We start from the raw sequence: 13,000 nt of genomic DNA on the forward strand, positions 1-13,000 counted from the left end.
CCGAAGGTAACCCGGCCCCGGTGTGGCTCGGGGGATATGTTCCGATTCGAAGGACCTACCCAGCTTGTCCGACTCAAATCTGACCGAAACTCAGCAGCGGGCCATGCGTGACCTGTTCCGCAAGATCGCCCCTGTGGCCGACGAGCTCGGCCGCCTGTTCGCCGACGGCGGCCACGAGCTCGCCCTCGTCGGCGGCCCGGTCCGCGACCTCCTGCTCGGCCGGGTCGGCAAGGACCTCGACCTGACCACCGACGCGCGGCCCGAACGGGTGCTCGACCTCGTGCGCGACTGGGCCGACTCCGTCTGGACCATCGGCATCGACTTCGGCACGGTCGGCGTGCGCAAGGGCGGCTGGCTGATCGAGATCACCACGTACCGCAGCGAGAGCTACGACCCCAAGTCGCGCAAGCCCGAGGTCCTCTACGGCGAGACGCTGGAGGCCGACCTGGAGCGCCGCGACTTCGCGGTCAACGCGATGGCGGTGCGGCTGCCCTCCCACGAGTTCGTCGACCCCTACGGCGGGCTGGCCGACCTGGCCGTCAAGCGGTTGCGCACCCCCGGCCCGCCCGAGCGCTCCTTCGGCGACGACCCGCTGCGCATGCTCCGCGCCGCCAGGTTCGCCTCCCAGCTCGGCTTCACCGTCGACCAGGCGGCGGTGACCGCGATGACCGAGATGGCCGAGCGCATCGAGATCGTCTCCGCCGAGCGCATCCGCGACGAGCTCGACAAGCTCGTCTGCGGCCCTCACCCGCGCGACGGGCTGCGCCTGCTCGTCGACACCGGCCTGGCCGCGCACGTGCTGCCCGAGCTGCCCAAGCTGCGCCTGGAGATCGACGAGCACCACCGGCACAAGGACGTCTACGAGCACACGCTGACCGTGCTCGACCAGGCGATCGCCCAGGAGGACGACGCCCAGCCCGACCGCATCCTGCGCTGGGCGGCGCTCATGCACGACATCGGCAAGCCCAAGACCCGGCGCCACGAAGCCGGCGGCCGGGTGTCGTTCCACCACCACGAGGTCGTGGGCGCCCAGCTGACGAAGAAGCGGATGGGCGAGCTGCGCTTCCCCAAGGACGTGGTGGCCGACGTGTCCCGCCTGGTGGAGCTCCACCTGCGCTTCCACGGCTACGGCACCGGCGAGTGGACCGACAGCGCGGTGCGCCGCTACGTGCGCGACGCCGGCCACCTGCTGACCCGGCTCCACAAGCTCACCCGGGCCGACTGCACGACCCGCAACAAGCGCAAGGCGGCCGCCCTGTCGCGCACCTACGACCAGCTGGAGGAGCGCATCGCCCGGCTGGCCGAGGAGGAGGAGCTCGCCAAGATCCGCCCCGAGCTCGACGGCAACGAGATCCAGCGGGTGCTCGGCGTCGGCCCCGGTCCGGTGGTGGGCAGGGCCTACAAGTTCCTGCTCGACCTGCGGCTCGACAAGGGCGTGATCGGCAAGGAGGCGGCCACCGAGGCGCTCCTCGACTGGGCCGGGGACAACGGCGTGGTCACGGGCTGACCGGCGCGCGGGGCCGGGTGATCATCCGGTAGGCGAGGCCGCTCGCCAGGTAGCCGGCCGTGATGATCACCACCGCCGCGTACGACTTGCCGTCGGGCGGCAGGATGGCCGCCGACAGGGCCGCCGCCAGCACGTACATGCCGTTGAAGAGCATGTCGTAGAGGGAGAACGCGCGGCCCAGGTAGACGTCGGCGACGTCGCGCTGGACGGTCGTGTCGGCGCAGATCTTGACGCTCTGCCCGGCCAGGCCGAGCACGAACCCGGCCGCCGGCAGCCCCCATTCCTGGAACGGCGCCACCAGCACGCCCGCGAGCACGCCGGCCGACGACAGCGCGATCGGCACCCAGCCGGTGATGGTGAACCGCTCTGTCGCGTACGGGGTGATGATCACGGCGAGGAAGTAACCGACGCCGGAGGTGGCCACGACCAGGCTGATGCCGCGCAGCGCCGCGTCGGGGTCGCCGTCGGTGAAGTAGTAGCGGTAGAGGATGATGCCGAGCGCGGTGGCCATGCCGTAGAAGAACCGGTGGGCCGCCATCGCGCCCATCGTCGCGGCGGCGATCGGCCGGCCCGCCAGGTGGCGGGCGCCGTCGGCGAGCCCGGTCACGACGTTGCGCAGCGCCTCGCGGGCCTGCGGCCGGTCCGGGTCGACGGACGGGCCGAGCAGCGAGCGCTCCATCGTCCGCGCGACCAGCGAACTCAGCCCGAAGACCACGCCGGAGGTGACCAGCAGCAGTGCGACCCCCGTGTCGCCGCCGCCGAACAGCTCCCGCAGCAGGAAGCCCACCCCCGCGCCGACGAACGTCACCACGGTGCCGGACGTCGGCGTGACCGCGTTGGCGGCCATCAGCCGGTCGGCCGGTACCACGTGCGGCAGCGAGGCGCCGAGCGCCGCCAGGAAGAACCGGTTGACGCCCAGCACGGCCAGCGCGGCCACGTAGAAGACCGTGTCGGGCACGTCGGCAGCCACCAGCGCCGCCGCGCCGACCAGCAGCACGCCGCGCACCAGCGGCGCGACCACCAGGATCTGCCGCCGCGACCACCGGTCGATGAAGACGCCCACGAACGGCCCCAGGACGCTGTAGGGCAGCAGCAGCACGGCCAGGCCCGCCGCGACCGCGAGCGCGGTCGTCTGGCTCTCGGGGCTGAAGAAGGCGAACCCGGCGACGCCGAACTGGAAGATCCCGTCGGAGAACTGGGAGACCAGCCGGGTGCCGAAGAGCCGTCTGAAATTCCGCCCCTGGAGGACCACGCGCAGATCGGCGACGAAAGACACGCCGCAAGCCTAACCGCGTGCGGAAACGCGCGGAGACTGGAGAGACCGGCGTCTCGGGTGAGTGTACGGGTTCAGTAGACGCTCATGATCACGTACGCTTCATAGCGTGACGACTGTGGAACACGTGGTACTCGTTGACGGCTCAGGCCACGCGCTCGGCACCGCGCCCAAGCTGTCCGTGCACGGCCCGGAGACACCGCTGCACCTGGCCTTCTCCAGCTACGCCTTCGACCGCGAGGGCCGGGTGCTGCTGACCAGGCGGGCCGGCCACAAGCTCACCTGGCCGGGGGTGTGGACCAACAGCTGCTGCGGCCACCCGCTGCCGGGCGAGCGGCTGGACCAGGCGGTCATCCGCCGGCTCTCGTTCGAGCTCGGCCTGAGCGTCGAGCGCGCCGACCTGGTGCTGCCCGGCTTCTCCTACCGCGCGGTCATGGGCAACGGCATCGTCGAGCACGAACTGTGCCCCGTCTACCGGGTGCTGGTCGACGGCTCCGCCAGCCCCAACCCCGACGAGGTGGGGGAGACGCGGTGGATGCCCTGGCCGGAGTTCGCCGACGGCGTGGTCAGCGGTCTCATCTCCATCTCGCCGTGGTGCCGGGAGCAGGTGCCGCTGCTGTCGGCGCTCGGCCCGGACCCGCTCCGCTGGCCGACGGCCCCGGTCGACGAGCTGCCGCCCGCCGCGCGCCAGCCGTACGCGCCTTAGCGGGCGGCGCCGCACCCGCGGCGCCGCCAACGCCCGGGCTCAGCGCTCGATCTCGCCGCGGATGAACTTCTCGACCTGCTCGCGGGCCTCGTCGTCGGAGTGCTGCACGGGCGGCGACTTCATGAAGTACGAGGAGGCGCTCAGGATCGGGCCCCCGACGCCGCGGTCCAGGGCGATCTTGGCCGCGCGGACGGCGTCGATGATGATGCCGGCCGAGTTCGGCGAGTCCCACACCTCCAGCTTGTACTCCAGGTTGAGCGGGGTGTCGCCGAACGAGCGGCCTTCGAGGCGCACGTAGGCCCACTTGCGGTCGTCGAGCCACGGCACGTGGTCCGACGGCCCGATGTGCACGTCGGCCTTGGCCATCTCGTGCGGGATCTGCGAGGTCACCGACTGCGTCTTGGAGATCTTCTTCGACTGGAGACGCTTGCGCTCCAGCATGTTCATGAAGTCCATGTTGCCGCCGAAGTTGAGCTGGTAGGTGCGCAGCAGCTCGACCCCGCGGTCCTCGAACAGCTTGGCCAGGACGCGGTGCGTGATGGTGGCGCCGACCTGCGACTTGATGTCGTCGCCGACGATCGGCACGCCCGCCTCGGTGAACTTCTCGGCCCACTCGGGGTCGGAGGCGATGAACACCGGCAGCGCGTTGACGAAGGCCACCCCGGCGTCGAGCGCGCACTGCGCGTAGAACCGGGCGGCGTCCTCGGACCCCACCGGCAGGTAGGAGACGAGCACGTCGGCCTGGCTGTCGCGGAGCACCTGGACCACGTCGGCGGGAGCCTCGTCGGACTCCTCGATGATCTCACGGTAGTACTCGCCCAGGCCGTCGTGGGTGTGTCCGCGCTGGACGATCACCCCCGTCGGGGGCACATCGGTGATCTTGATCGTGTTGTTCTCGCTGGCGACGATCGCCTCGGACAGGTCGCGCCCGACCTTCTTGGCGTCCACGTCGAAGGCCGCGACGAACTCGACGTCGCCTACGTGGTAGTCACCGAACTTCACGTGCATCAGGCCCGGCACACGCGCGGCCGGGTCGGCGTCCCTGTAATAGTGAACGCCCTGGACCAGTGACGCCGCGCAGTTGCCGACACCGACAATGGCCACGCGAACCGAACCCATCGCACTCGCTCCCTTACTCATTGCTTGACGTGGTATCTGTTGCAGGGCCCTCCTGGGAGGCCCGTCTCTCCGTGGCGATCAGCTCGTTGAGCCAGCGGACCTCGCGCTCGACGGACTCGAGCCCGTGTCGCTGGAGCTCGAGGGTGTAACTGTCGAGCCGTTCCCTGGTGCGGGCCAGGGCGGTGCGCACGCTGTCGAGGCGCTCCTCCAGGCGGCTGCGCCGGCCTTCGAGGATGCGCAGGCGGACTTCGGCCTCGGTGTGGCGGAAGAACGCGAAGTGGACGCCGAAGCTCTCGTCTTCCCAGGCGGACGGGCCGGCCTGGGTCAGCAGCTCCTGCAAACGCTCCTTGCCTTCCGCCGTGAGCTTATAGACGATCTTCGATCGGCCACCCACGATCGTGGGCTGAGCCGGTTGCTCCTCGGCGATGAGCCCTTCCTCCAGCAGCGAGCGCAGACAGGGGTACAACGACCCGTAGGAGAAAGCGCGGAACATGCCGAGTAGTGTGTTGAGCCGTTTGCGCAGCTCATAGCCATGAAGTGGCGTCTCGTGCAGCGACCCGAGCACGGCCAGTTCCAGCACCCTGCGTTGTCCGCCGGCCATGGGAACCGTCCTCCTCTCGCGTCGATGTATCGAGCCGATACATCCAGAGGATACGTCGTGTCGCTATATCGAGCAATCGTGGACTTCCCCAAGTCGTTGGGATCAATCGGAAAAAAGCCGTAGTCTGGCGCCCATGTGGTCACAGCGAAGGGTGGTGGATTACGGCCTCGCGAAGCGGGCGGTGGTCCACTCCGTGCGCGCCGGGCGGACTTCGCCCGGCGACGTCTGCGACGCACAGCCGTACCTCCTCCGGGCGGCCCGCCACTTCGGCGAGCCGACCGACCGCCTCTGCCCCGTGTGCGAGCGGGGGAACGTCACCCACGTGACCTATGTCTACGGGGACTCGCTCGGCCGCCATGCCGGTCAGGCAAAGGGCGCAGCGGAGCTGGCGGAGATGGCTCATGATTACGACGAGTTCCGGGTCTACGTGGTCGAGGTCTGCCAAGGTTGTTCCTGGAATCACCTGACGGTCTCGTTCGTCCTCGGGAACGGACCGCCGGACGTCGTCGGCCCCACCTAGACGACCACCTAGACGACAGGCCGCACGACACAACCCGAGGACGGCGAGGAGTCACGCCCCAATCCGCCGTGATATCCGACGACGATGCGAGGACGCGTGAGTTACAGCAGCAACGAAGGGACGGCCCGCCCGGGAAGGCGCCGCCGCTCCGGCTCAACTCGTTCCGTGCCCCAGGAGCCGCCGCCGCAAACCGGCGACGCCCCTTGGGGTGGGCAGTCGCCCACCCGTCGTCCCGAGGCCGCCTACGAGCAGACCGGCGCCATGGCCGCGCAGCAGTACGGCGACCCGCCCTCCGACCCGCGCCCCGCGCCGCCCGCCCGCGGCGGCCATCCGGCAGGGCCCGGCGGCCCCGGCCATCAGCCCGGCCATCAGCCCGGCCAGCGGCCGTTCCAGCAGCCCGGCCGTCAGCCAGGCCCTCAGCCCGGCCAGCCCGCCCCGCAACCCGGCCCTCACCCCGGTCAGCCCGGCCATCAGCCCGGCCATCAGCCTGGTCAGCCCGGTCAGCCCGGTCAGCCCGGCCAGCCGGGACAGCGCAGGCGCGCGCCCGGCTCGCGGCGCCGCGCCTCCGAGCAGGACACCCGTGCCCGCAACGAGGAGACGGTGGTCAGCGACGGGCCGCGCCGCTCCCGCAGGGCCGGCGGGTCCGGCGGCGGGCCCGGCGGCCCGTCCGAGCCGCCGGGCGGCCCGGGCAAGTCCGGTGACGACCGCCCCAAGTGGCGCCGGTTCGTGCCGAGCTGGAAGATCGTCGCGGCGAGCTTCCTGGTGCTGGCCGCGGGCCTCTTCGGCATGATCGCGGTCGCGTACGCCAACACCCCCGTCCCCACGGCCGACCAGGTGCAGGAAGGCGTGGAGGACCAGGAAAGCGTCATCGTCGACCGGAACGGCACGGAGCTGGCCAGGCTCGGCACCAAGCGCATCCCGATCTCCTACGACCAGGTGCCGCGCGCGGTGCAGGACGCCGTCATCGCCGCCGAGAACGACACCTTCCGCGAGGACTCCGGCATCTCCTTCAGCGGCATGGTCCGCTCCCTCTTCAGCACGGTCAGCGGCCAGCAGGTGCAGGGCGCGTCCACCATCACCCAGCAGATGGCCCGCGGCTACTACGACGGCCTCTCCCAGGAGCGCACGATCCAGCGCAAGGTCAAGGAGATCTTCGTCGCGGTCAAGCTGAGTGACGTGCTGCCCAAGGAGCAGATCCTGGAGCAGTACCTCAACACCATCTACTTCGGCCGCGGCGCCTACGGCATCGGCGCGGCCGCCGAGGCGTTCTTCGGCAAGAAGGTGGAGAAGCTCACCCCCGAGCAGGGCGCCTACCTCGCCGGCCGGATCCAGAACCCGGACCGCTTCGACCGCGAGGAGAAGGCGGGCAACCTCGGCGAGACGGAGTTCCGCTACGACTACGTGCTCGGGCAGATGGCCAAGCTCGACCCTCAGGCGTACGGCGACCTGCCGAGCAAGTCGCCCACGGCGCCCAAGCGCGTCAAGTTCAAGCCGAAGAACCCGTTCAACGGCATCAAGGGCTACATGGTCCAGGTGGTCCTGGACGAGCTGGAGTCGCTCGACATCCCCAGGGAGGACGTCGAGAAGGGCGGCTACAAGATCAAGTCGTCGCTCGACCTCAAGCTCATGCGCGCCGCCAAGGCCGCGGTCGACAAGCACACCGAGGGCCTCGACCCCGAGATCAACGCCACGATGGCCGCCGTCGACCCGCGCAACGGGCAGGTCATCGCCTTCTACGCGGGCGACGACTACGCCAAGGACCAGTGGATCGACGCCTTCCAGTCGCAGAAGCAGGCCGCGTCGGCGTTCAAGCCGTACGTGCTGGCCGCCTGGCTGGACGCCGGCTACAGCCTGCGCAGCTACGTGCCGACCAAGGGCCCGGTCAAGCTGCCCGGCACCACGGAGATCGACAACGACCACGCCTTCAAGGCCTCGGCCGTCGACGTGGTGAAGGCCACGGCCGACTCGGTCAACACGGCCTACGCCAAGATGGGGGAGAAGGTCGGCCTGGACAAGGTGATCGAGGTCGCCGCCAAGGCCGGGCTCAACGAGAAGCGGCTGAAGGACGCCAGGGACCGCCACCACTACCTGATCACCATCGGCAGCAGCCAGGTGACGGCCGTCGAGCAGGCGGGCGGCTACTCGATCTTCGCCAACCAGGGCAGGCACTACGACAACCACGTCGTGATCGAGGTGAAGGACAAGAACGGCAACACCGTGCTCACCGAGAAGAAGGCCTACGCCCAGGTCATCTCGCCGGAGGCCGCCGCCGACGCCGTCATCGCGCTGGAAGCCGTGGTCAAGCAGGGCACCGGCCGCAACGCCGCGCTCTACAACCGCCCGGTGGCCGGTAAGACCGGCACCAACAACGACAACAAGGAAGCGTGGTTCGTCGGGTTCACCCCGCAGGTGTCGACCGCCGTCGGCATGTTCAGGCAGCAGTGCCGTACCGACAGCGGCAAGGTCGTCAAGCCGGTGAACGACAACTGCCCCTGGGCCAGGGGCAAGAGCAAGAAGTACACGATGGAGAACCCGTACTCCAAGCCGTACGAGATCCCGCTCGGCAGCGCGTTCCAGGGCGCCACCTACCCCGCGGCGATCTGGAAGACGTTCATGACCGAGGCCACCAAGAACCACAAGGTCGTGCCGTTCCCCGAGCGGGCCGACACGGGCGTCGCCGAGAACCTCGCGCCCAAGCCGACCCCGACGCCGACGCCGACGGAAGACGCGCTGGAACTGGACACCGGCGACCCGTTCGAGGAGGACACCAGCGCCGACCAGGACTGCATCGTCGGCCCGTGCTCGGACGAGGACGACAACGTCTCGGTCGACCCGAACCAGGACGACATCTCGGTGGACGACGGCTTCACGAACGGGGGCCCGAACGGGCGCCAGGGCTCCCCGAACGGCAGGCAGGACTCGCCGCCCGGCAGGCGCGACCAGTGACGACGACGCTGATGCGCGGCCCGTTCCTGGCACGGGCCGTGCCGTACCTCCCCCTGGGTCTCTTCGCGGTCCTCGGGGCGACGCTCGCGTACGTGGTGCGCCTGCCGTGCCGCACCGGGGGCTGGAACGACCAGGTCACGGTCTACACGAACTTCTGCTACACCGACATCTTCCCGCTCTACTTCGACCGGCAGCTCGGCACGCAGAACCCCTACTTCGCCGACGTCGTCTTCGACAAGCACGTCGAGTACCCCGTGGTGCTCGGCGAGGTGATGCAGGTGGTCGCCTGGATCGCGCGCTGGCTGGAGCCGGGCGTGACCCACGAGGCGATAGCGGCACAGGCCGTGCGCTTCTACGACATCACGGTCGTGCTCATGGGCGTCTGCCTGGTGGCCGGCGTGCTGCTCATGGCCGCGGTGGCCGGACCGAGCCGCCGCTGGGACGCCCTCTGGTACGCGCTCGCGCCCGCGGTGGTGCTGGCCGCCTACATCAACTGGGACCTGGTGGCCGGCGCGCTGTCCATGGGCATGCTCCTGGCCTGGGCGCACAAGCGGCAGGTGCTGGCCGGCGTGCTGCTCGGGCTGGCCATCGCCACGAAGTTCTACCCGCTGATGTTCGTCGGGGCGCTCTTCCTGCTCACGTTGCGCACCGCGCGCTGGCGGCCGTTCCTGATCAGCATGGGCTCGGCGGCGGCGGCGTGGCTGGTGGTCAACCTGCCGTTCATGGTGTTCGCCTGGGACGGCTGGCGCAGGTTCTACGTGTTCTCCCAGGAACGCGGCGTCGACTGGGGGTCACCCTGGCTGTTCTTCCAGTCCAAGGGGTGGCCGGTGCTCGGCGAGGCCGACGTCAGCACCCTCGGCATGGTCTCGCTGGCGCTGCTCTGCCTCGGCATCGCGGTGCTCACGCTGGCCGCGCCGCAGCGGCCCCGGCTGGCGCAGATCTGCTTCCTGGCGCTGGCCGCGTTCATGATGACGAACAAGGTGTGGTCGCCGCAGTTCGTGCTCTGGCTGGTGCCTTTCGCGGTGCTGGCCAGGCCCAACTGGAAGCCGCTGGCGCTGTGGCAGGTGGCCGAGGTCTGGTACTTCTTCGCGATCTGGCTCTACCTGCTCAACCAGCCTCCGCTGGCGCGCACCGACCTGGGCATCGGGGACGACACGTACTTCACCGCCGTGTGGGGGCGGATCATCACCATCGGCATCATGATGGCGTTCGTGGTACGGGACATCCTGCGTCCGGACAAGGACGTCATACGCCAGGGAGGCGTGGACGACCAGATCGGCGGGGTGTTCGACGAGGCGCCTGACCGGTTCACGCTGCGGAGCCCCGCCTACCGATGATCACGCGCTCGGCCGGCCGGGACGCGCTGCTGATCTGGTTCGGGTGGCGGGTCGGCCTGCTCGTGACCACGCTGCTCGGCGTGACACTCGGCGAGTACCTCGACCGGTGGAACCGGTGGGACGTGCACCTGTTCATCACCATCGCGCGCTTCGGCTACGACGGCGACCCGGCCGGGCCGCTCGACGAGGGGCTGCCCGCCTTCTTCCCCGGCCTGCCCGCGGCGCTGCGCCTGGTGCACCTGGTGGTGCCGGACTGGTCGGCCGCCGGGCTGATCGTCTCGCTCGTCTCCGGGGCGGTGGCGATGGTGGCGCTGGCCAGGCTGGCCGAGCACGAGGGCGCGCGCGGCTGGATGGCGGTGCTGGGGCTGGTGCTCTTCCCCTTGGCGGTGTTCCTGGTCGCGGGCTACAGCGAGTCGCTGTTCCTGGCCTTCGCGATCCCCGCCTGGCTGGCCGCCCGGCAGGGCCGCTGGCCGGCGGCGGCGATGCTGGCCGCCGGCGCGTCGTGCGTGCGCATCACCGGGCTGTTCCTGGCGCTGGCGCTGATCGTGGAGTTCGCCGCCGGGGGCCGGGCCCGGCTGAGCCGCGCGCCCTGGCTGGCCGTGCCGTTCCTGCCGCTGGCCGGCTACTCCTTCTACCACTACACGCGAACCGGCGACTGGCTGGCGTGGAAGCACGCGCAGGAGGCCGGGTGGGGCCGCGAGACGGCGTGGCCCTGGGAGGCGTGGGCGGTCACCTGGGAGAACGCGATGGGCGGCGGCGACATGGCGCCGGCCTTCCGGATGGAGATCGCCGGAGCGGTGGTGGCCGTGGCGGGCCTGATCTGGCTGCTGGCGCTGCGCAGGTGGAGCGAGGCCGTCTACACGGGGTTGCAGGCGGGCGCGCTCATGACGTCGGCGTACTACCTGTCGCTGCCGCGCTCGCTGCTGCTGTGGTTCCCGCTCTGGGTGGCGCTGGCGCGGGTGGCCACCAGGAGGACGTGGGTGATCGTGGCGTACGCGCTGGTGTCGGGGCCGCTCATGGTGCTGAACACGGCCCGTTTCCTGGAAGGCGCCTGGGCAGGTTGATCTTCCTACCCCATCTATGGCATCGGTAATCCAGGGAAGTTATCCACAGGCTGTGTGTTCTCCCTAGAGATTTTCCCCTAGAGGTTCTTCCGCAGGAACGCGATGTCCTCGGCCTGGCCCTCCGCCGGCGTCTCCACCACGATCGGGGCCCCGGCCGACCGGCACACCTCCAAGATCAGCTCCGGGTCGATCCGCCCGCCGCCGAGGTTGGCGTGACGGTCGGCGCCCGAGCCGAAGTCGTCGCGCGAGTCGTTGCAGTGGACGAGGTCGATCCGGCCGGTGATGGCCTTGACCCGGTCGACCAGGCCGAGCAGCTCCTCGCCGCCCGCGTGCGCGTGGCAGGTGTCGAGGCAGAACCCGACGTCGAAGCCGTCGAGGGCGTCCCACAGCCGGGCGATGCTCTCCAGCCGGCGGGCCATCGCGTTGTCGCCGCCGGCCGTGTTCTCGATCAGCACCGGGATCGGGCACTCCATGCGCTCGAACACCTTGCGCCAGTTGTCGAAGCCGGTCTGCGGGTCGTCGGCCTTGCCGAGGTGGCCGCCGTGCACGATCAGGCCCTTGGCGCCGATGCTCGCCGCCGCCTCCAGGTGCTGGGCCAGGAGCTTGCGGCTGGGGATCCTGATCCGGTTGTTGGTCGTGGCGACGTTGACCAGGTAGGGGGCGTGGACGTAGATGTCGACGCCCTCGACCGGCCGGTCGGGCAGCACGGGCTTCTTGTAGCCCTGCGGGTCTCCGAGGAAGAACTGCACGACCTCGGCGCCGACGGCCTCGGCGTGGGCCGTGATGTCGTCCTGATGGACATGAGCTCCGATGCGCACCATGTCAGGAGCCTATCCGTTTGACTGACCTGGGGCGGGGCAGACAGTGTGCGCCCCCTACCCCGAGGAGACGATATGAGCCGCTGGCGTTGGCGGTCGTTGATCCTGCTCGTTTACGTGATCATCGGCATCTACATCGCGTGGGTGTACGACTACATCACCCCGGCTGTTCTGCGCGACGTCGCCGAGGCGTTGCTCGCGGTCTTCCTCTGGTTCCTGGTCCTGCTCGGCGTGGACCTGCACATCGGAGGATGACCGATATCAAGGGCGGCCCCGGCCTGGCCGGGGCCGTCCGTCACGGCAGGTAGCCGCCGCCCGCGATGCCGAGCGCCACGCCGAGGAACGAGGCCACCAGACCGATGATGTTGAGCGAGCGCTGCGGCGTGGTCACCGAGACGTACTGCGAGTAGAAGCCGACGCCGAAGCCCAGCGTGCCGACCCATGACGCGACGATGTGCCCGCCGGGGAAGAACAGGGCCACGAACGCGACGAGTCCGCACACCAGGGCGCCGACGGCCAGGGCGTTCTCGATGGGATGCGAACGGCCGTCGGTGTTGAGCGTGAGCCGGATCCGTTCGCTCTGCGTGGGCTGGAGGAAGTGTGGCACTGCGGAGCACCCCCTTGCTTTCTGTCAGGCTTTCCCATCCATGAGCGGCTGGTAACCTGGTCAGGCTGCGTTGTGATGGGAGACCCGTCACCCCGGAGCGCCGAAAGGGGCGCCCGGGCCAAGCGTCAGCGTCCTCCTGTCACGGCAGAGTGTCGTGACCGCAACAGTCCAGAGGAGGTAGGAGTCCCGCATGCGTCGTTACGAAGTAATGGTCATCCTGGACCCTTCGCTCGATGAGCGCACCGTGGCGCCGTCCCTCGACCAGTTCCTCACCGTGGTCCGCAACGACGGCGGCACCGTGGAGAAGGTCGACGTCTGGGGTCGTCGCCGCCTCGCCTACGACATCAACAAGAAGTCCGAGGGCATCTACGCCGTCATCGACCTGTCGGCCGAGCCGGCGACGGTCAAGGAGCTCGACCGGCAGATGAACCTCAACGAGGGCATCCTGCGCACCAAGGTCCTGCGTCCGGACGTCCACTGAAGCAGCCGCTCGTAGCCCGGA

General features: G+C 69.7%; 13 protein-coding genes. 8 read left to right on the top strand and 5 right to left on the bottom strand.

Features of this window, described 5'->3' with window-relative positions:
- Nucleotides 1-103: 103 nt before the first annotated feature.
- Nucleotides 104-1,507 carry a CCA tRNA nucleotidyltransferase gene (locus ACQEUU_RS03205; protein ID WP_433060021.1) on the top strand — a complete coding sequence of 468 codons (1,404 nt, stop codon included), beginning with the start codon at nucleotides 104-106 and terminating at the stop codon, nucleotides 1,505-1,507.
- On the opposite strand, the gene ACQEUU_RS03210 is transcribed toward ACQEUU_RS03205, so the two are convergent.
- On the bottom strand, nucleotides 1,497-2,783 hold the full coding sequence (locus tag ACQEUU_RS03210) for an MFS transporter (protein ID WP_433060024.1): 1,287 nt from the start codon (nucleotides 2,781-2,783) through the stop codon (nucleotides 1,497-1,499). The two genes, ACQEUU_RS03205 and ACQEUU_RS03210, sit on opposite strands and share 11 nt — an antisense overlap.
- A gap of 106 nt (nucleotides 2,784-2,889) precedes the next feature.
- Here ACQEUU_RS03210 and idi point away from each other — a divergent pair, with 106 nt between their 5' ends.
- Nucleotides 2,890-3,486, top strand: a complete 597-nt coding sequence (gene idi / locus ACQEUU_RS03215) for an isopentenyl-diphosphate Delta-isomerase (protein ID WP_433060027.1) — start codon at nucleotides 2,890-2,892, stop codon at nucleotides 3,484-3,486.
- Between the two features lie 39 nt (nucleotides 3,487-3,525).
- Here idi and ACQEUU_RS03220 read toward each other — a convergent pair whose 3' ends face one another.
- Both ACQEUU_RS03220 and ACQEUU_RS03225 read right to left on the bottom strand, forming a co-directional pair.
- A complete protein-coding gene (locus tag ACQEUU_RS03220; protein ID WP_433060030.1) occupies nucleotides 3,526-4,605 on the bottom strand; it encodes an inositol-3-phosphate synthase in 1,080 nt (359 codons plus the stop codon).
- Nucleotides 4,606-4,618: 13 nt separating this feature from the next.
- Complete coding sequence (locus ACQEUU_RS03225; RefSeq protein WP_433060033.1) at nucleotides 4,619-5,206, bottom strand: helix-turn-helix transcriptional regulator; 588 nt, start codon at nucleotides 5,204-5,206, stop codon at nucleotides 4,619-4,621.
- A 133-nt stretch (nucleotides 5,207-5,339) separates the two neighbouring features.
- Here ACQEUU_RS03225 and ACQEUU_RS03230 point away from each other — a divergent pair, with 133 nt between their 5' ends.
- The 4 genes from ACQEUU_RS03230 (at nucleotide 5,340) to ACQEUU_RS03245 (ending at nucleotide 11,073) form a co-directional block, all read left to right on the top strand.
- Entirely contained in the window at nucleotides 5,340-5,726 is a 387-nt protein-coding gene (locus ACQEUU_RS03230; RefSeq protein ID WP_433060035.1) for a DUF5318 family protein, read from the top strand.
- 165 nt (nucleotides 5,727-5,891) lie between these two features.
- Entirely contained in the window at nucleotides 5,892-8,672 is a 2,781-nt protein-coding gene (locus ACQEUU_RS03235; protein ID WP_433060038.1) for a transglycosylase domain-containing protein, read from the top strand.
- On the top strand, nucleotides 8,669-10,009 hold the full coding sequence (locus ACQEUU_RS03240; RefSeq protein WP_433060040.1) for a glycosyltransferase family 87 protein: 1,341 nt from the start codon (nucleotides 8,669-8,671) through the stop codon (nucleotides 10,007-10,009). Before ACQEUU_RS03235 ends, ACQEUU_RS03240 begins: the two co-directional genes overlap by 4 nt.
- A complete protein-coding gene (locus ACQEUU_RS03245; protein ID WP_433060043.1) occupies nucleotides 10,006-11,073 on the top strand; it encodes a mannosyltransferase family protein in 1,068 nt (355 codons plus the stop codon). The genes ACQEUU_RS03240 and ACQEUU_RS03245 overlap by 4 nt, the downstream gene beginning before the upstream one ends.
- A 77-nt stretch (nucleotides 11,074-11,150) precedes the next feature.
- On the opposite strand, the gene ACQEUU_RS03250 is transcribed toward ACQEUU_RS03245, so the two are convergent.
- The gene (locus ACQEUU_RS03250; RefSeq protein WP_433060045.1) at nucleotides 11,151-11,894 is read right to left on the bottom strand and encodes a deoxyribonuclease IV; all 744 of its coding nucleotides are present in this window, start codon (nucleotides 11,892-11,894) and stop codon (nucleotides 11,151-11,153) included.
- A 72-nt stretch (nucleotides 11,895-11,966) separates the two neighbouring features.
- On the opposite strand from ACQEUU_RS03250, the gene ACQEUU_RS03255 reads away from it, so the two are divergent.
- Nucleotides 11,967-12,146 (top strand): hypothetical protein, encoded by a 180-nt coding sequence (locus ACQEUU_RS03255; RefSeq protein WP_433060048.1) that lies wholly within the window; start codon nucleotides 11,967-11,969, stop codon nucleotides 12,144-12,146.
- A 40-nt stretch (nucleotides 12,147-12,186) separates the two neighbouring features.
- Here the strand turns inward: ACQEUU_RS03255 and ACQEUU_RS03260 are convergent, their stop codons facing one another.
- Nucleotides 12,187-12,498: a hypothetical protein gene (locus ACQEUU_RS03260; RefSeq protein ID WP_433060050.1), complete on the bottom strand. Its 312-nt coding sequence runs from the start codon at nucleotides 12,496-12,498 to the stop codon at nucleotides 12,187-12,189.
- Nucleotides 12,499-12,688: 190 nt separating this feature from the next.
- Here ACQEUU_RS03260 and rpsF point away from each other — a divergent pair, with 190 nt between their 5' ends.
- Nucleotides 12,689-12,979 carry a 30S ribosomal protein S6 gene (rpsF, locus tag ACQEUU_RS03265; protein ID WP_055504125.1) on the top strand — a complete coding sequence of 97 codons (291 nt, stop codon included), beginning with the start codon at nucleotides 12,689-12,691 and terminating at the stop codon, nucleotides 12,977-12,979.
- Nucleotides 12,980-13,000 lie beyond the last annotated feature (21 nt).

Source organism: Nonomuraea sp. CA-218870 (assembly GCF_050936535.1).
Lineage (GTDB): Bacteria > Actinomycetota > Actinomycetes > Streptosporangiales > Streptosporangiaceae > Nonomuraea > Nonomuraea corallina.

Coding starts and splice junctions, on each gene's coding strand:
- ACQEUU_RS03205 (WP_433060021.1), top strand. CDS start 104: ATGCGTGACCTGTTCCGCAAGATCGCCCCTGTGGCCGACGAGCTCGGC.
- ACQEUU_RS03220 (WP_433060030.1), bottom strand. CDS start 4,605: ATGGGTTCGGTTCGCGTGGCCATTGTCGGTGTCGGCAACTGCGCGGCG.
- ACQEUU_RS03225 (WP_433060033.1), bottom strand. CDS start 5,206: ATGGCCGGCGGACAACGCAGGGTGCTGGAACTGGCCGTGCTCGGGTCG.
- ACQEUU_RS03230 (WP_433060035.1), top strand. CDS start 5,340: ATGTGGTCACAGCGAAGGGTGGTGGATTACGGCCTCGCGAAGCGGGCG.
- ACQEUU_RS03245 (WP_433060043.1), top strand. CDS start 10,006: ATGATCACGCGCTCGGCCGGCCGGGACGCGCTGCTGATCTGGTTCGGG.
- ACQEUU_RS03250 (WP_433060045.1), bottom strand. CDS start 11,894: ATGGTGCGCATCGGAGCTCATGTCCATCAGGACGACATCACGGCCCAC.
- ACQEUU_RS03255 (WP_433060048.1), top strand. CDS start 11,967: ATGAGCCGCTGGCGTTGGCGGTCGTTGATCCTGCTCGTTTACGTGATC.
- rpsF (WP_055504125.1), top strand. CDS start 12,689: ATGCGTCGTTACGAAGTAATGGTCATCCTGGACCCTTCGCTCGATGAG.